Here is a 17,430-nt window from a genome sequence, read left to right as displayed (position 1 = left end):
CCCCTGCCCCCGCGACCCTCACCTGCGACGCAGAAGACCCCTCACGCACCCGCCAGAGCCAACCTACCCTTGCTGCCTTCCGGCCCTGGGGGAGTTCAGTCAGATAGCGCCGCGTGAGGGGCTGGACCCCAGCGTACCTGATCGCAGGGGGCCCGAACGAGTTCGCTAGCACTCCCCGGCGTCATGTAATGTTTCCGGCGGAGGATTCGCCTAGAGGCCTAGGGCGCACGCTTGGAAAGCGTGTTGGGGGCAACCCCTCACGAGTTCGAATCTCGTATCCTCCGCCATTGCTCTCACCGGGCAATACGTCGAAGGGCCCCACCTCGCGGTGGGGCCCTTCGACGTTGTCCTCGGACTTCGTTGTCCCGGCCGGGTTTTTGTCCACAGCGGGTGTTTCCGGGGTTTCCCAGATGGCGTCGGCGATCTTCCGGGCGACGTCCTCGAGCATGGCGTCGGGCACGTTGAGGTACCGCGCCCGCACGCTTGCGGAGGTGCCCGGCTCCCACCCCGTGGCTCCCGCATCACCACAAAGCGCTTCTGGCCCCGCCGCTCACGCGGCGGGGCCAGAAGCCCAGCATCATCAGGGGCCTTCTAGGCGATGCTGTTGAACTTGGTGCCTTCGCCCGCGTAGAGGGTGGTCGTCAGCCGGCTGAACGGAGCCGTCGTCGAACCGGTCGAGCGGTAGACGTACGTGCCGTTCCGGCCGTAGGCGATCAGGTCGGGGCGGCCGTCGGCGGTGACGTCACCGGCGCCGGCGAGGTGGGAGAAGGCGTTCCAGCCGGACCCGATCCTGACGCGGGTGCTGAAGTTGCCTTTGCCGTTGCCCTGGTAGAGCCAGAGGACGCCCGAGGTGTCGCGGGCGACGAGGTCGCCGGCCGTGCTGCCCGCGATGTTGCCGACGGCGGTGATCTGGTTGTAGATCTTCCAGCCGCTGCCGACCCGGGCGCGGCCGGCGAAGGGGGCGGACGAGCTGCCGGTGCCCTTGTACAGCCACAGGACGCCGGAGGCATCAGTGGCAAGGAGGTCGGGCCGGCCGTCTCCGGTGAGGTCGCTGCCGGCGGTGATCTTCTTGTAGATCTGCCAGCCGGTGCCGACCTTGACGCGGGGCGCGAAGGTGCCGTCGCCCTTGCCCAGGTACATCCAGAGGACGCCCGAGGCGTCGCGGGCGACGAGGTCGCCCGTCGAGGTGCCGGCGAGGTTCCCCGCGGCCACGATCTGGTTGTAGACCTGCCATCCGGTACCGATCCTCGTCCGCTTGGCCGTGGTCACCTTGCTGCCCGACGGCCAGTCGAAGAGGTCGTCCCGCCACAGCGCACCCGAGGCGTCCCGCGCGAGGACGTCCGTCGAGCCGTTGTTGCCGAAGTCGTGCGGGTTGGCCTGGCGCGAGACCTGGAAGCTCCCGTGGGCGGTCGCCGGGCCGCCGACGCCGTCGGTCGGCGTGGCGGTGATCTGCCAGGTGTAGGCGCCGTTCGGGGCGCTGATGCCCTCCAGGACGCCGTCCCAGACGAAGGCGAAGCGGCCGTCGGAGACCTGCTGGGGCAGACGCTTGGTGAGCTTCCTGCCGGTGGCCGTGTGCGTGAGCGTGAGGTCCACGGTGGCGTTCGGGCGGGACAGGGTCCACTCCATCGGGACCGTGGTGCCCGGCTTCTCCAGGCTCACGGTGGTGGGGGCCTTCGACCCGGTCACCTTGACGGCCAGGACCCGGCCCGTGTCCGCCACGAGCGTGGCGCTCGGCAGGCCGTCGTTCCCCTCCCAGATCCGGAACAGCCCGTCGGCTTCGGCCGTGGCGCCGCGCACGAGCAGGCCGCCGTCCGGCGCGTGGGCCACGCTGGAGAAGTGCTCCAGGAGTTTGTACGGCGCAGCCGTGGAGTTCTTGACACTCCGGGCGTACAGCGGGCTCAGCTTCTCGTCGGCCGCCTTGCCCGGGACCCCGTGGAGCAGCGTGTCCCTGGTGACGCCGGCGATGACGGCACCGCTCATGGAGCTGTCCATGGCGAACCTCTGGTGTACGCCCGTCCCGTCCACGACGAGTTCGGTGACGCCTCCCCGGTACTCGACCGACGCCTCGTAGTCGGCGGTGTAGGCGCCCGTCGAGGTCTGGGTCCAGGGGGCGGTGTTCCCTCCGCTGCCCCACTCGATCGGCGCGTCGCTGTTGACGGTCGTGCGCGTCTTCCAGTACTCGGTCCGGAAGGTCGCCGGGCTCGGGAAGACCCGGTTGCTGCTCAGGACGAGCATGACGTTGCTCGTGGCGGCGACGACCTTGAAGTCGATGCTGTAGGGGTTGGACGAGCGCTTCGTCTTCTTGGCGACCCCGTCCACCCGGGCGAGCTGCCACAGCTCGTGGTAGTCCCCGCTGCCTGTCGGAACCTTCACGAAAAGGTTGTCGCCGACCACGCCGACGAGCTTCGCGCCGGGCTTGAACTCGGACGCGAGGTCGTAGGACGCGGACCAGCCGGCGCCTTCCGTCATGTCCCGCAGGAAGACCGTGCTGCCGCCGTCGCTGGTCACGACGATGTCGGAGTTGCTGTCGTAGCCCGTCGTGCCCGTGATCGGCAGCACCGAGCCGTCTGCGTACCCGTGCCACTCCACGACCTTGCCACCGGAGTCGTCCGACCGGGATGTGAGGTATCCGGTGTCACCGGTGCTGACGATCTCGGCATCGAGGGGCAGCTTCGCCTCGCCGATGGTGGCGGAGGCGGCGGTCATGGCAGCGGGAGCGGCAACGGCCCCGGGCGAGACCAGCACGCCGGCACCGATCGTCACGGCGAGAACGGTGGCGACGGAGGCGCCGAGACGGCGTCGGGTGGTGCGTATGGAAGCCAAGGAAGTCCTTCCTGTTGAGCCGGGCTGTACGCACATCCGTGCGTGCCGACCGGTCGGACCTGCGAAGAGGGCGGGCGGTTGTACGAGCGGCTCTTGTTTTTCCGGGACGACGAGCGGACCGGGAGCGCGGGGCGAGCCTCATGGGCATGCGCAGGTCCATCGGCACCATGTCGACCGGTCCGGCGGCGGCCGTCATCACCTCGGCCCCGTCGGTCGCGAACGCGCCGACGCCCGGCCGCCGGCATTGTGGGAGCGCTCCCGCGCCAGGCAGCATGGCCCGCATGAAGACGTCTCGAGCGCTCATCCGGCCCTACCTCCCCACCGATCGCGACGCACTCTTCGACATCTGCGTGCGCACGGCGGAGAACGGCGGTGACTCCCGGCAGATCTATCCCGACCCGGAGCTGCTGCCCAACATATTCGCCGCCCCCTACGCGGAGCTGGAACCGGAGCTGGCGTTCGTCGTGGACGACGGCGACCGGGCGGTGGGATACATCGTCGGCACCGCGGACACCTCTGCCTTCGTGCGGCGCTTCCGGGAGGAGTGGCTGCCCGGGCTGGTCGACCGCTACCCCGCCCCCACCGGCGAGCCGAGCACCCCGACCGGCGTGATGCTGCACCTGATGCACACCCCCGAGCGGATGCTCGTGCCCGAGATCGCCGACCACCCGGCCCACCTGCACATCGACCTGCTCCCGAGCCACCAGCGGCTCGGCCACGGCCGCGCGTTGATGGACACCTTCCTGGGCGCGCTGACCGCGCAGGGGGTCGAGCGGGTCCACCTCGGCATGGTCACCGCCAACACCGCCGCCCGCGCCTTCTACGACCGCCTCGGATTCTCCGTCCTGCCGGTACGGTCCCCCGGGCCGCTCACCTACCTCGGGCGCACAACGCGCTGAGCCACGTCTCCCGCGGCGCGGGCACCCCGGCGACGGACGCGATGCGGACGGCCGTCCGGCGAAGCCGCAGGACCCCAGGTTGTGGGGGTTGTGCGATGTCGTCGTCCCCGCGGGGGCCGGGGGTGCTGCAATGCAGTCGATTTACCGGTGATGCACATGAACGGAGGCTTCGCGGTGGACGGGGGAGATCCTCAGCTGCTTCGGATCGAGGTGCTCGGGCCGTTACGGGCCTGGCGGGGCGGAACACCCTTGGATCCCGGGCCCGTCAAGCGGCAGGCCGTGCTGGCCGGGCTGCTGCTCCGACGGGGAATCGTGGTGAGCCACGAGCACCTTCTCGACGGGGTGTGGGGTGCGGAACCACCCCTCTCCGGAAGCAAGGTGCTGGCCAGTCACATCAATCCCCTGCGCAGGACGCTGGATCCAGCGGGCACCCCGCACACGGCGTCGGTGATTCGCAGCGGCAAGGGCTGGTACCGCTTCGTCGTCGACGGCGTGCGGCTCGATCTGTCGGATCTGTCCGAGCGCGGCGACAAGGCGCTGCGCACCAAGGCGTCCGGCGACCTGGCCACCGCCGCGGAAGAGTTGTCCGCAGCGCTCGCCCTGTTCCGGGGCGAGCCGCTGGCCAACCTGCCGGGGCCGTTCGCGCAGGCCGAGCGGGAACGGTTGCTGGAGCGGCGTCGGACGATCCGGCTGGAACGGCTCGACTGCCTGATTCTGCTCGGCCGGTTCGGCGACGCCCTGGACGACCTGGCGGTTCTGTCCACGTTCGAGCGCTACGACGAATCGCTGCTGGCGTTGCGCATGCGCGCCCTGTACGGCTGCGAGCGTCAGGCGGAGGCGCTGAACGCCTATCAGGACATGCGTGTGCGCCTGCGTGACGAGCTCGGGGTCGATCCCGGGGAGGACCTCCGCCGGGTGCACGAGGCGGTGCTGCGCCAGGACGACGCCTGCCTGCTCGCACCGGCGGCTTCCGCGACGCCACCGTCGTCGGCCCGGTCCGTCGTCCGCGCCGCCCCGCAGGCAGGGCCGCCGGAGCGGCCGGCTCGCCCACCGCGCGACAGCGCTGCACACGCACCCGCACCCGCACCCGCACCCGCCGAACTTCCGCACGACGCGGCGGGGTTCGCCGGCCGGGCCGAGGAACTCGCCAGGCTCCACGCGCTGCTTCCGACGGAGCGGGACCAGGGTTCGGCGAACACCGTGGTCATCTCCGCCATCGGGGGAGCCGCCGGCATCGGCAAGACCGCTCTGGCGGTGCACTGGGCGCACCAGGTGCGGGATCGTTTCCCCGACGGCCAGCTGTATGTGAACCTGCATGGATTCGACCGCGACCGCGAGCCGCTCGAGGCCGGCGAGGCCCTGGGGCTCCTGCTGCGCAGCCTGGGGCTGGCCGCGTCGGAGATCCCTGCGGACGAGGAGGAGCAGTCGCGCCTGTACCGGACGGTGCTCGCCGGCCGGCGCCTGCTGGTGCTGCTGGACAACGCGGCCTCGGCGGAGCAGGTCCGTCCGCTGCTTCCGGGCAGCCCGTCCTGCTGTGTCGTCGTCACCAGCCGCAATCGGCTCGGTGACCTGGTGGCCCGCGACGGCGCGCACGCCCTGCCGCTGGACCTCCTGCTGCCGGACGAGGCCCGCGCGCTGCTGGGCGAGGCACTCGGTGCGGAGCGGCTCCTCGCCGAACCGCAGGCCGTCGACGAGCTGATCCGGCTGTGCGGCAGCCTTCCGCTGGCACTGCGGGTGGCCGCCGCCCGGCTGGCGGGCGATCCGGGCCTGCGCCTGGCCGACCTGGTCGCCGAGATGTCCGAGGGCAATCGGCTGGAGGCCCTGGAGCCCGACGGCGACGAGAACTCCCCCTTGCGGGCGGCCTTTTCCGTCTCGTACCGGGTGCTCGTACCCGCGGCGCGCCGGCTGTTCCGATCGCTCAGCCTGTTTCCCGGGCCGGAGTTCACCGCCGAGGTCGCGGCCGCCCTCCTGGACGCGCCGCTGCCCCAGGCCCGGCGTCTGCTCGGCGCGTTGACCGCCGCCCATCTGGTCGAACCGGTGACGGCCGGTCGATACCGGTTCCACGATCTGCTTCGCGAGTACGGCCAGGAGCGTGCACGGGCGGAGGATCCGGCAGCTGATCGCGACACCGCGTTGCGACGCGTGGTGATCTGGTACCTGCACGCCGCACGCGAGGCCGCGGGGACCTGGCTGTTCCCGGAGCTGCCCGCCGACCTCGACCCCGGCGAGCAGCAGGGCCTGCCTACGGCTGCCGAAGCCGGACGCTGGCTGCACGCGGAGCGGGCGAATCTGCTCGCGGTGGTCCATCACACGGGCCGCCACGGTCCCCGGCCCGTCGCCTGGCATCTGAACTCCGTGCTGTTCGGTCATTTCTGGCTCCATCTGCCACGGACGACATGGCAGGCCGGCGCACAGACGGCGCTGCGTGCGGCGGAGGCCGAGGGAGACCGGTTCGGCCAGGCGGCCATGCACGTGAGCCTTGGAGTGATCGAGTGGGACTGGGGGCATCCCCGGGAGGCGACGCGTCATCACACGCGCGTACTGGACATCAGCCGGGAGCTCGGCTGGCCGCTGGGAGAGGCTGCGGCTCTCGGCGTCGGCGGTTGCGTGGAATGGAGTCTCGCGCGCCTCGACAGTGCGCTCGAGCGCCTCACCGCCGGCATGCGGATCGTCCAGGAAACCGGAAACCGGTATCTCGGGACGTTCGGGCTGCTCGGCCTCGGTATGACCTGCCGGGATCTGGGCCGGCTCCGGGAGGCTGCGGAGCATCTCGAACTGGTCATCGGCCGTAATGCGGACATGAGTTGGTGGGACGACAGCCTGGCACTGCAGATACTGGGCGGGGTCTACTGGGAGCTCGGACGTCTGACCGACGGCCTGGACGTCCTCGGTCCCAAGGTGGCCGCCGACGACAGGGGCGGATACCGCAACGGCCGCGCCATGATGCTCGACGCCGTCGCCAAGATCAATATCGAGCTGGGTCACCACCAGGAGGCCCTGACTCAGGCCGAGCGAGCATTCTCCATGGTCAGGGCCCCGGGACGCGCCTGGATACAGTCCGGCATCCTCAACACGCTCGCGGCCGCCGACCGGCATCTGGGCCGCTTCGAGCGATCCCTGCGGACCGACGCAGAAGCTCTCGCTCTGGCCCGGAAGGCCAGATTCAAACGACCGGAGGCGGACAGCATCCTGGGCCTCTCCCTCACCCACCAGCAGCTCGGCCGACACGATGGCGCCCGTCGCCATGCCGAGGAGGCGCTGCGCATGGCACGCGGGTACGGCTTCCGAGTGGTGGAGGGACAGGCGCTGACCGTTCTGTGCCGCGCCGCGGAGGCCGAGTCGGCGCACGCAGCGGCCGTCGCCCTGGGTCGCGAGGCGCTGGCCGTTCATCGCCGGACCGGTCATCGGCTGGGCGAGGCCCGCGCCCTCCTCGCACTGGCCCGTGCCCTTCGCGGGACGGACGGCGACGCCGCCGAACTCGCGCGCCGGCAGGCACTGGAGGTCTTCTCGGCGGTGGGGGTGCCGCCGGAGGGATTCGGAGATCTCGACCGGTGACGCGGTCCGGACGAGGGTGCCCTGCCGCCTGTGGAGGGACGAGTGACAGGGTGCCGGTTCGTATTGGACACCGCGGGTCGGACGGGTGCAGACGGGGCAACCGACGGTCAGCTCATGGGTGTTCGGGCTTTCGGGCCAGGAAGGTGGCGATCGATCTCCTCACTTCTCCGGCGGGTTCCTGCAACAGCCGTGCGGTGAGGACGAATCCTGCCTCGCCCAGCAACGAGGCGAGCCGGTCCGGCGGTTGCAGATGGGACTCGTAGGAGACGGGATGGCCTCCATAGGCCTGTGCCGGACGCAGACGCACGTCGTCTCCCACGTACCCGGCCATCATCAGGTGGCCGCCGGGTGCGAGCGTGCGATGGAACTCGGCGAACACGACGGGCAGCAGCTCGGGTGGCGTGTGATGGGTGGAGTAGTAGGCCAGGATGCCGCCGAGTTCGCCGTCCGGGAGCGCCAGCCCGGTCATGGAACCCACCGTGAACCGCAGCGCCGGATGGGCCTGCCTGGCCAGCTCGATCATCTTCGGGGACAGATCGACGCCGAAGGCGGACACCCCCAGCGCCGCCAGATGCGCCGTGACCTTGCCGGGCCCGCAGCCCAGGTCCGCGACCGGCCCGTGGTCGGCCGTCCGCACCACCTCGGCGAACGCGGCCAGCATCGCCCGGGACAGCGGGTCCAACTCCGCCGGCGACTTGACGCGCTCCGCATAGGCGGCGGCAACGGCGTCGTACGACTCCCGGACCGCGGCAAGGTAGTCGGGCTCGATCATGTCGGCGACTCTAGGGGAGAGCACTGACACAGGACGGGTCCCCGGACCGTGCCGGTCGCAACAGCACACCGAACGCCCTTTGCTCGAGCCGACGTTGAGTCGCGGCAGCCCCTGTGCCGGGTGTGGGGCTTCGGGGCCGGCCGCGACACGGCCGGGATCGATCCCGCCGCACGACCGGTTCACCTCCCGTTCCCGCCCGGGTGCACACCGACGCGGTGCGCACCCCGCACGACCGGATGGCCGTGACCGTGACCGGGCCGATCGCGGTGGCGGCATCTCCGTCCGAGCACACCCGGCCGAGCGGTGGTCCATGGGGATCGGCCGGGGCGCGCCGGGTCACGAAGAACCACCCCGGGGCGACGCCTTCCGGCACCGTCCGCACCACACCGCGTCCGCGCCGCGGCCGTGGGGCCCCTGGTCATCAAGGCCGCCCGGATTTTCCGCACAAGCGGCTTCCCAGCTCCCCGTACGAACGGAATATGCCCTCAGATCGGAACCTGCCCGATGTGACCGATCCGATCGGGGTTGGGCGGATGAGCCCACCCGGCACCGGAATTGAAGCGCCCAACGAAGGACACCGTGGCCACCGCGCCCCGGTCCGGGTCCGACGCCGCACCCGACAAGGGCGAGCGCGGACCCAATCAAGTCGGAGGTTAACTCCACTTGACTCAATGTAGTGAGCAAGTATTCCGGAAAGTCATCTGCGTCACCTCGCGCCGATACCTGTGATCCGCCGGGCCGGTGTGCGGTGGTCGGTGCGCCCCGGTGACCACCGGAGCGCACGTCCTGAAGGAAATACGCAATGACAATTCGCGCAAAGAGACCCGCGGGGGCCGGCACACGCCGTACCGCGGTCGCGGTCGCGGTGGCGCTGGCATTCGCCGGCTCTGTGACGGGAGCGGGAACCGCCTTCGGTTCCGCCGAAGCCACGGCCGCGGACAGCCAGGCCGTGAACGGGAACTGGCTCCCGGACACGCCCGAGAACTGGCCGCTGGTGGTGGACTACACCCGCACGCCGGCGGAGACCGTCACCCAGGGTCTGCAGCACTACAGCGAGACCTACGACACAGTCGGCGGCCGCCAGCACATCCAGGTGCTCTCGGCCGACCTCGACGACCCGAACCTCCAGGTGGGCATGGTCGAGGCCGGTGACACCATCACCAACCCGGCCGACGAGACGCCCTCTTCGATGGCCCACCGCACGCACGCGGTGGCCGGCGTCAACGCCGACTACTTCGAGATCCACGCCAGCGGACGCCCGCTCGGCGGCATCATGACCGACGGTCGGCTGCTGAAGAGCCCCGAGCCGGGCTTCGCCTCCCAGCTGGGCGTCAAGCCCGACGGCACCATGGTGATGGGTCCGGAGACCTTCTCCGGCACGATCACGGCCGGTTCCGCGAACCACGCGCTCACCTCGGTGAACACCGTGAACGACGTGGCTTCCGGCGGCATCACGGAGGTCACCCCCGACCTCGGCGAGACCCCGGGCCTGTCCAAGGCGTCCACCCTGGTGCTCGGCCACAGCACTGACGGCGGCTTCGTCGTCGACGAGGTGCAGTCCGGCGTCACCACCGTGCCGCGGCTCTCCGCCGGCCGGCTCGGTCTGCTCGGCGCCGGCGACGGCGGGCAGTGGCTGTCCGACAACCTGCACAGCGGCGACACGGTGGGCATCACGACCCGGTTGTCGCCCGACAACGATGTCACCCAGCTGATCAGCGGTGTCGACACACTGGTGAAGGACGGCAAGGTCTACAAGGACCCGACCGGCACCCCGCCGAGCGGCGCCAACCCGGAGACCGCCGTCGGCATCACCAAGGACGGCAAGCACGCCGTCGTCGTCGCCATCGACGGCCACGGCGGCGCCTCCACGGCCTTCGGTGTGACGGCCGACCAGGCCGCCGGCTACATGGTGGCCCACGGCGCCTACACCGCGATGCTGTTCGACGGCGGCGGCTCCACCGGCATGGTGAGCCGCGCGCCCGGAGCCGACCAGGCCGAGGTCGTCAACACGCCTTCCGACCTGCCCGGCAACACCGAGCGCCCGGTCGCCAACGGCATCTTCTTCTACTCCACCGCCAAGGAGGCCGGACCGGCCGTCAAGGTAGTGGTGAACGGCGGCAAGACGGTCACCACCGTCGCCGGCGGTTCCATCCCGCTCCCGGTGCACTCCGTCGACCGGTTCGCCAATCCGGCGGCCGGCCAGGACCACGTTCGGATCGTGCCGTCGAGCCTCGCCACGTACGAGGACGGCAAGCTCACCCCGCGCCGATCCGGTACCGGCCGCATCATCGCCTTCAACGGCAAGGCCTTCACCTCCGAGAAGCTCGAGGTCGTCAGCAAGCTCGAGTCCCTCACGGTCTCGCCCGACAAGTCCGACCTCGACAACGGCGCCACCCAGCAGCTCGCCCTCTCCGGCACCGTCAAGGGCGGCGGCGAGGTGCAGATCCCCGCTGAGGCGGCGGACTGGAAGGTCACCCCGGACAACCTGGGCACCGTCGACACCCACGGTCTGTTCACGGCGGACGCCGACAACGGCGGCCTCGCCGAGGTGAGCGCCGAGGTCGCGGGCGCCACCGGCACCACGTCCATCGCCGTGGGCAGCGTCAGCAAGGTCATCGACCCGATGACGAGCCTCGACGTCTGGCGGCTCAGCAACAACACCACCGGCAAGCCCGCCACCCTGGCCACCGACCCGGGTGTCGTCCCGCCGGGTTCCACCGAGTCCGGGTCGCTGCGGCTCGACTACTCGATGCCGGCCGGCGCCGGCGTCAAGCAGCTCGTGCTCTCGCCGCGCACCACCCTGAAGACCGACACCAACAACGGCCAGGTCCCCACGGGCATCGGCGTGTGGATCAAGGGCGACGGCAACGGCATCGAGCTCGCCGAGAAGTACATCGGCGTCAACGGCACCTCCACGACGCTCTACCCGACGTACGTGACGTGGAAGGACTGGCACCTGGCGGTCGCGCAGCTGCCGGCGGGCATGCAGTTCCCGCTGACCATCAGCTTCATCGACTTCCTGGCCATCAGCCCGAGCACCGCCTACAGCGGCTCGCTCAACGTCGCGGGCCTGCAGGCGCTGTACTCGCCGCGCCCGGTCACGGTCCCCGAGTACCACGCGATCCCGCAGAACCCCAAGTGGCTGTCCTTCGAGGAGGACTCGGCCGACTTCGCCAAGCGCGGCACCACGGTCCTCACCGGTGACGACGCGCACATGCTCGCGAGCGACCCGGGCTCCGTCAGCAGCAACGTGATGGACTCCATCGCCAAGCGGCTGCCCACCCTCACGCCGCAGGCACGGCCGGACTCCGCCCAGTTCCTCGGCGACATGTCCGACGACGGCAAACTGGCGGACCTGCAGTACGCCAAGTCCAAGATGGACGCCCTCGGCGTCCCCGAGCGCGACATCGTGGGCAACCACGAGATCACCCAGGGCGCGGACTCCGAGGACGGCAACTACAGCGACACCTTCGGCGACACCCACTACGCCTACAGCCAGGGCGCGGCGCGGATGATCGTCACCGACAACTCGCACGGCAGCCTGCAGTCCTCGGACCCGTTCCAGAACCCCGAGGGCGTGCAGTACCCGTGGCTGGTCCAGCAGCTGACGGACACCACCGCCAAGGACGTGCTGGTCATCACCCACATGCCCGCGTACGACCCGCACCCGGCCGCGAACAGCCAGTTCACGGACCGCTGGGAGGCGCGGATGTACCTGCGGCTGGTGCAGCGCTACCAGGAGACGCACCCGAAGCAGCACGTGATCATGATGTACGGTCACGCCCGCGGTTTCGCGGAGCAGATCCTCAACCCCGAGGGCCAGAGCGTCAGCACGGAGGACGGCGGCATCCCGCAGTTCACCTTCGCGGACCTCGGCATGCCGGCGTACGCGCCGGCCGACCAGGGTGGCATCTACCACTTCGGTCTGGTCCGCATCGGTGACGACGGCGACCTGCAGTACACCGTCGAGCCGGCGCTCGCCACGATCAAGGTCACGGGCCCCAAGGACCCGATCGCCCGCGGCGACCGCGTCACCCTGACCGCGACCGGCGACCAGATCGCCGGTGACAACATCGCACCGCTCACGATCCCGATCGCGGACCCCGCGTCCCACGTCTGGACCTCGAGCAACCCCAAGGTCGCCTCGGTGGACCCGTCCACCGGCGCCCTGACCGCCCATCGCTCCGGCACCGTCACCGTCTCGGTGACCTCCGGCGGCGTCACGGGCAGCGCCCAGGTCGTCGTCCAGTGATCTGACGCCTGATCCACGGCGGGGTGCCCGAGCGGTCTCGGGCACCCCGTCGGCGTTCACAGGCCCGGCGAGCGGGGTCACGTGCACAGGGCGACACCCGGTGGTCCGCCGTGGCCCCTCGCCCGCGGATTCCCGTCCTCGGGACGGTGGGGAGCGCCGAGGAGGGTCGTCGCCCTGCGGTCGCCCTTCCGTCCCGCCCGAAGGGGGGCTCCCCCGTCGGGCCGGGAATCGCGCTCTCACCCGGCCCCGGCGGCCCCTCCCCGCCGAGGCCGGCGACGGTTCAGTTCAGCACCACGACGACCAGCAGCAGCAGGAGCACGGCCACGGCGACCGCGGTCGAGGCGATCGCCGAGAAGCGGACGACGCGCTGCTTCGAGGGGCGTTCGACGACCTTGATGCCGGTGGAGGACGGGAAGGCGAAGTAGACGCGGTCCGGGTCGGCGTGGACCGTGACGCGCGCGAGGGGGAGATACCGGATGGTCACACGCCGGCCCACCTCGTTCTTCGCGAGGGCCAAGTGGCCCTCGATCAGCGTCCGGTGGACCGGCTCCAGGTCGTCCGGAAGCTTGTCCGTCACGCCTGTCAGCACCGACCTGCGCCAGGCGCCCGCGCCGTCCGTCGCCGAGCGGATGTGCAGCGGCGCCGCCTCCTCCACCTTCCGCTGGTCGGCAGTGCGACTGATCACCGCGCCGGTCCAGGTCGTGAACAGGCCCGTGCCCGCGCACTCCGTATGTTTCACCCGGCCCTCACCACGGCAGGCCGAGCACTCCACGAAACCGCTCGCCCGGCACGCCGGACAGTCCACGCGGCCCTTGCCGAGGCACTTCGGGCACGCGGCGTCCGGGCGGTGGCAGCGGGAGCAGCGGGCGCGTTGCGGGCCGTCGACGGGACGGGATCCGGTCAGGTTGCCGCGGCGCCGGGGACGGCCGGTGCCGTCACATTCCCAGCATGCGTCGATGCCGCCTCCGCATCCGTCGCACGACACGAACTTCTCGCAGGCGAGGCGGCCGTTGCCCGTGCAGCGCCCGCAGGTCCTGCGGCCCCCCTCACAGCCCTCGCACGAAACCTCCCCGAGCGAGCCCTCGCGCACCAGCTCCAGCCTCAGTGGGGTCACCGGGTCGGCGGGCGTCTCGACCGGATGGGAGGCCAGGTCGGTGTAGGCGGGGCGATCGGCGATGTCACGGCGCCGGCCCGTGGTCCTCATCTCGCGCTCGCTGCGCTCCTCGACGCTGCGGACGATCCGGCAGTCGAGCAACGACTGCCAGGACAGGTGCGCGGCGCCGGGAGAGGTGAGCAGCACGCTGATTCCGTGCCGGGCCACATGCTCCCCGACGGCCTGGAGCAGTTCCTCCGCGGACGGTTCCCTCGCCATCGCCGCCCCCTCGTCGACAGATGCCGGAAGGGTAAGAGCCGTCCTGCCGGTCATCAAGAGGGCCGACACGGCGAGCGGTGAACGGATCCCGCGACCGGGCACGGCCGGCCGTCCCTCGTGGACGCGCGCGGTGCGCAGGTCCACGAGGGAGAAGTCCGCCGTGCGGAACGGGTGGTGGCCGGGGTTCTCCGTCGAGCGGAGCCCGGTCAGCCCTTGTTGGAGCCGAGGGTCAGGCCGCTGACGAACTGGCGCTGGAGCACGAAGTACACGACCAGGGTGGGGATCGCCGTGAGCAGGGCGCCCGCGGCGACCAGGTTGGGGTCCGTGAAGTACTGGCCGGAGAGGTTGTTCAGTGCCGAGGTGATCGGCATGTTCTCGCCGGTCGAGATCAGTACGAGGGCCCAGAAGAAGTCGTTGTAGATCCAGATCGAGAGCAGGGTCGCCAGGGCCGCCATCGCCGGCTTGCACAGCGGCAGGGTGATCTGCCAGTACATGCGCCACACCGAGGCGCCGTCGACGAGCGCGGCCTCGGTCAGTTCGTGCGGCAGCGAGCGCATGTAGTTGCTCAGCACGAAGGCGCAGAAGCCGGACTGGAACGCCACGTGGATGAGGACCAGGCCGAGCGCGGAGTCGTACAGCTTGCCGCTCGCCGTGATCCCGGGCAGGTTCGTGAGCAGGTACAACCGGTAGAGCGGGGTGATGATGACCTGCTGCGGGAGCAGGTTGCCCGCCGTGAAGACCAGCAGCAACGCGAGGTTGACGCGGAAGTCGAAGCGGCTGACGTAGAAGGCGACCATCGACGACAGGAACAGCGTGAGCAGCACGGCCGGCACCGCGATCAGCAGCGTGTTGCCGAAGTAGTGCATCATGTCCGACTGCTCGAACGCGTTCGTGAAGTTGTCCAGGCTGAGCTTGTCCGGCCAGGAGACATACCCCTTGGTGCTGGTCTCGCTGTAGGGGCGCAGGGCGGAGAAGACCGCCCACAGCAGCGGCGCGAGCCACGCCAGTGCCGTCCCGGCGAGGAAGACATGCAGCAGGACGCGGGCGGGGCGGAGGGGCGCGCGTTTCTTGAGCGCGCCGGCCGCGAGGGTGGGGGCGCTCACGATCGCCGCTCCTTCCGGAAGGTGGCCACCAGGTAGGGGATGATCACGGCGAGTGAGATGACCAGCAGGACGACCGCGATGGCCGACCCGTAGCCGATGCGGCTGGACTCACCGATGATGTTGTTGGTCACCAGGATCGACAGCAGCTCGGTGCCCTGGGCCCCCTTGTTGAAGACGAACACCAGGTCGAAGGCGCGCAGGGCCTCGATGATGGTGACGACCAGCACGACCGTGTTGGTGGGCCGCAGCGTCGGGAAGATGACGCTCTTGAACGTCTGCCACTCGTTCGCGCCGTCCAGGGCCGAGGCCTCGCGCAGGGACGGGTCCACACTCTTCAGACCGGCCAGGTAGAGGATCATCATGTAGCCGGTGTGCCGCCAGGAGGCGGCCACGAGCACGGCCCAGAGGTTGAGCTTCGGGTCGCCGATCCAGTCGATGTAGTGGCCGGGCTTGTTGGCGCCGATCAGGCTGTTGATCAGGCCCGTGTCCGGGTTGTAGACGAGCTGCCAGACGAACCCGATGCACGCCATCGAGATCACGACCGGCAGGAAGAACGCCGTCTGGTAGACGCGGCTGAAGCGGATCCTCTTGTCCAGCTGGACGGCGAGGAAGAGACCGAGCGGCGTCGGAACGAGGATGAGCACCACGAACCAGATGACGTTGTGCTCGACGGCGGGCCAGAACTGCGGGTTGTCGGAGAAGAGCTGCTTGAAGTTCTCCAGGCCGACCCACTTGATCGAGTCGAAGCCGATGCCGTCCCAGGTGGTGAAGGCGAGTGCGATGGAGGCGAGGGCGGTGACCCAGACGAGGGCCACGTGCAGGATCGTCGGCACGCCCGCCATGACGGCGAGCGTGATCCGGTCACGGCGGGTCAGCAGGCGCCGATGGCCCTGCGTGACCCGCTTCTTCGCGGGTGCGGGGCCCGGAGGCGGCACGGAGGCCGCCTCCGGATTCTTCGTCGTCGTGTCCATGGTCATGCGGAGGCGAAGATCGTCTTCTTCTGGCGCTCGATCGAGGACAGCAGACTGTCGACGCCCTTGGGGTTCTGGACGAACTTCTGCAGCGAGGGCTGCATCACCGTGGAGGTGAAGTCGGGGCGGCTGTCACGGTCCATGAACTGGGTGAGGTTCTTGGCGCCGCTGATCATCGTGAACGCCTTCTTCTGCAGGGCGCTGTACGAGGACGTGTCCGCCTTGCTGGAGGCGGCCACCACGCTGGGGTCGGTCTTGAGGTAGGTCTCCTCCGCCCCCGGGCTGCCCAGGTACTCCAGCAGCTTCACGACGCCGTCGTGGTTCTTCGGGGCCTTGCTGACCATGAATCCGTCGGTCGGCGCCTCGACGGTGTCCTGGCCGTACGCGGAGTTGATCTCCGGGAAGGGGAAGAAGTCGAGGTCGTCCAGATCGGCCTTGTTGGTGAACTGCTGCGCCACGAAGCTGCCCAGGAGGTACATGCCGGCCTTCTTCGCCACCAGCGACTGCGCGGCGTCCTGCCAGGTGCGGCCCAGGGCTCCGTCCTGGTGGTAGGGCAGGAGCTCGGTCCAGTGGTCGAAGACCGCCTTGACCTTGGCGTCGGTCCAGGACGCCTTGCCCGCCATCAGCTCCACGTGGAAGTCATAGCCGTTGAGGCGGAAGTTGATCTGGTCGAAGGTGCCCATCGCCGGCCACTGGTCCTTGTCGCCGAACGCGATCGGGACCAGGCCGTCCTTCTTCATCTGCTTGCAGAGGGCGACGAGCTGGTCCCAGGTGGTGGGGACCTGGTAGCCGTGCTGCTGGAACACGCTCTTGCGGTAGAAGACCGCCCACGGGTACGTGGTCAGCGGGACGAAGTAGTACTTGCCGTCCTCGCCCTTGCTGAGCTTCTTCATCGCGTCGGGGAAGTTGTCCCCGATCTTCTGCCACACGTCGTCGATCGGGGACGCGAGCTTCTTGGCGGCGAAGAACTGCATCCGGAAGCCGGCGAACCAGTTGAAGACGTCGTCCGGTGTGCCCTGGAGGTAGGAGTTGATCTGCTCCTGGAAGGTGTTGTGGTCCTTCGTGTTCACATCGACCGCGATGCCGGACTGCTTCTTGAAGGCCGCGTAGACCTCTTCGAACGCCTTCTTCGGCACCGCGTCCGAGGCGTTGGAGCCGAGGCTCACGGTCTTCGGGTCGGATGCCGCGCCGCTGCCGCCGCAGGCGCTCAGCAGGGGTATGCCGGCACCGGCGAGAACGGCTGCGCCGCCGACGCCACGCAGCAGTGAACGACGGCTCGGGCCGGGGACGGTGAGGCCGGACGGGGTGTGATGCATGACGGCTCCTGGGGGCAGGGTCGGTCACGGGCGGATCTCTGAGGACTTGGGTCAGAATCCACCAGAAACCAACTCGACCGAACATCGTGGCCGTCATAAGACTCGCATGTCCGGTCATACGTCAAGAGCTGTCGTGGCCCGTTTTTGAAACGTAATCGACATCACCTTGATCGACTCCGTTGACGAACGAACAGTGGAGAGCGCTTCCCAAGACCGTTTGCACACAGCGTGTTTGACCGCCTCGGCGCGGGACGCCGGCGAGCGTGCGATCCCGAGGCGGTATACGGGCGCGGCGGCCACGACCGGCGGATCACCCGTCGGCCGCGTCTCCACCAGATGTGCACAACCGGAACCATGTCACCACCGC

9 protein-coding genes, 1 tRNA gene, 1 other RNA gene and 1 pseudogene are annotated in these 17,430 nt (G+C 69.8%); 4 read left to right on the top strand and 8 right to left on the bottom strand.

The window, feature by feature from the left end; genetic code table 11:
* Positions 1-29: 29 nt before the first annotated feature.
* Positions 30-126: signal recognition particle sRNA small type (ffs, locus tag RCR19_RS19265), an RNA gene on the bottom strand.
* Between the two features lie 73 nt (positions 127-199).
* Between ffs and RCR19_RS19260 the strand changes: the two genes are divergently transcribed.
* Positions 200-287, top strand: a tRNA-Ser gene (locus RCR19_RS19260).
* Between the two features lie 86 nt (positions 288-373).
* Here RCR19_RS19260 and RCR19_RS19255 read toward each other — a convergent pair.
* Together RCR19_RS19255 and RCR19_RS19250 are read right to left on the bottom strand one after the other, a co-directional pair.
* Positions 374-508: pseudogene (locus RCR19_RS19255) on the bottom strand (site-specific integrase); the annotation flags it as partial.
* 83 nt (positions 509-591) lie between these two features.
* Positions 592-2,823: a VCBS repeat-containing protein gene (locus RCR19_RS19250; protein WP_331266274.1), complete on the bottom strand. Its 2,232-nt coding sequence runs from the start codon at positions 2,821-2,823 to the stop codon at positions 592-594.
* A 281-nt stretch (positions 2,824-3,104) separates the two neighbouring features.
* On the opposite strand from RCR19_RS19250, the gene RCR19_RS19245 reads away from it, so the two are divergent.
* Both RCR19_RS19245 and RCR19_RS19240 read left to right on the top strand, forming a co-directional pair.
* The gene (locus tag RCR19_RS19245) at positions 3,105-3,722 is read left to right on the top strand and encodes a GNAT family N-acetyltransferase (RefSeq protein WP_331266273.1); all 618 of its coding nucleotides are present in this window, start codon (positions 3,105-3,107) and stop codon (positions 3,720-3,722) included.
* 156 nt (positions 3,723-3,878) lie between these two features.
* Positions 3,879-7,277 carry a BTAD domain-containing putative transcriptional regulator gene (locus tag RCR19_RS19240; RefSeq protein WP_331266272.1) on the top strand — a complete coding sequence of 1,133 codons (3,399 nt, stop codon included), beginning with the start codon at positions 3,879-3,881 and terminating at the stop codon, positions 7,275-7,277.
* A gap of 112 nt (positions 7,278-7,389) precedes the next feature.
* On the opposite strand, the gene RCR19_RS19235 is transcribed toward RCR19_RS19240, so the two are convergent.
* Positions 7,390-8,049, bottom strand: coding sequence for a class I SAM-dependent methyltransferase (locus tag RCR19_RS19235; protein WP_331266271.1), 660 nt, complete (start codon positions 8,047-8,049; stop codon positions 7,390-7,392).
* Between the two features lie 802 nt (positions 8,050-8,851).
* Here RCR19_RS19235 and RCR19_RS19230 point away from each other — a divergent pair.
* On the top strand, positions 8,852-12,301 hold the full coding sequence (locus tag RCR19_RS19230; protein ID WP_331266270.1) for a phosphodiester glycosidase family protein: 3,450 nt from the start codon (positions 8,852-8,854) through the stop codon (positions 12,299-12,301).
* A gap of 280 nt (positions 12,302-12,581) precedes the next feature.
* Here RCR19_RS19230 and RCR19_RS19225 read toward each other — a convergent pair whose 3' ends face one another.
* The 4 genes from RCR19_RS19225 to RCR19_RS19210 form a co-directional block, all read right to left on the bottom strand.
* On the bottom strand, positions 12,582-13,673 hold the full coding sequence (locus tag RCR19_RS19225; RefSeq protein WP_331266269.1) for a hypothetical protein: 1,092 nt from the start codon (positions 13,671-13,673) through the stop codon (positions 12,582-12,584).
* A gap of 206 nt (positions 13,674-13,879) precedes the next feature.
* Positions 13,880-14,776 carry a carbohydrate ABC transporter permease gene (locus tag RCR19_RS19220; protein WP_331266268.1) on the bottom strand — a complete coding sequence of 299 codons (897 nt, stop codon included), beginning with the start codon at positions 14,774-14,776 and terminating at the stop codon, positions 13,880-13,882.
* Positions 14,773-15,753, bottom strand: a complete 981-nt coding sequence (locus RCR19_RS19215; protein WP_331266267.1) for a sugar ABC transporter permease — start codon at positions 15,751-15,753, stop codon at positions 14,773-14,775. The genes RCR19_RS19220 and RCR19_RS19215 overlap by 4 nt, the downstream gene beginning before the upstream one ends.
* A complete protein-coding gene (locus RCR19_RS19210; RefSeq protein ID WP_331266266.1) occupies positions 15,750-17,063 on the bottom strand; it encodes an ABC transporter substrate-binding protein in 1,314 nt (437 codons plus the stop codon). The genes RCR19_RS19215 and RCR19_RS19210 overlap by 4 nt, the downstream gene beginning before the upstream one ends.
* Positions 17,064-17,430: the final 367 nt, after the last annotated feature.

This window comes from Streptomyces sp. WAC07094 (assembly GCF_036320405.1).
GTDB lineage: Bacteria > Actinomycetota > Actinomycetes > Streptomycetales > Streptomycetaceae > Streptomyces > Streptomyces lannensis.
Note: the sequence above shows the minus strand (reverse complement) of the source record. Positions and strands in the feature narration are given on the sequence as shown.

Bases quoted from the DNA above. Each gene is read 5' to 3' on its own strand.
- RCR19_RS19240 (WP_331266272.1), top strand. From the start codon at position 3,879: ATGAACGGAGGCTTCGCGGTGGACGGGGGAGATCCTCAGCTGCTTCGG.
- RCR19_RS19245 (WP_331266273.1), top strand. From the start codon at position 3,105: ATGAAGACGTCTCGAGCGCTCATCCGGCCCTACCTCCCCACCGATCGC.
- RCR19_RS19215 (WP_331266267.1), bottom strand. From the start codon at position 15,753: ATGACCATGGACACGACGACGAAGAATCCGGAGGCGGCCTCCGTGCCG.
- RCR19_RS19230 (WP_331266270.1), top strand. From the start codon at position 8,852: ATGACAATTCGCGCAAAGAGACCCGCGGGGGCCGGCACACGCCGTACC.
- RCR19_RS19235 (WP_331266271.1), bottom strand. From the start codon at position 8,049: ATGATCGAGCCCGACTACCTTGCCGCGGTCCGGGAGTCGTACGACGCC.
- RCR19_RS19210 (WP_331266266.1), bottom strand. From the start codon at position 17,063: ATGCATCACACCCCGTCCGGCCTCACCGTCCCCGGCCCGAGCCGTCGT.
- RCR19_RS19225 (WP_331266269.1), bottom strand. From the start codon at position 13,673: ATGGCGAGGGAACCGTCCGCGGAGGAACTGCTCCAGGCCGTCGGGGAG.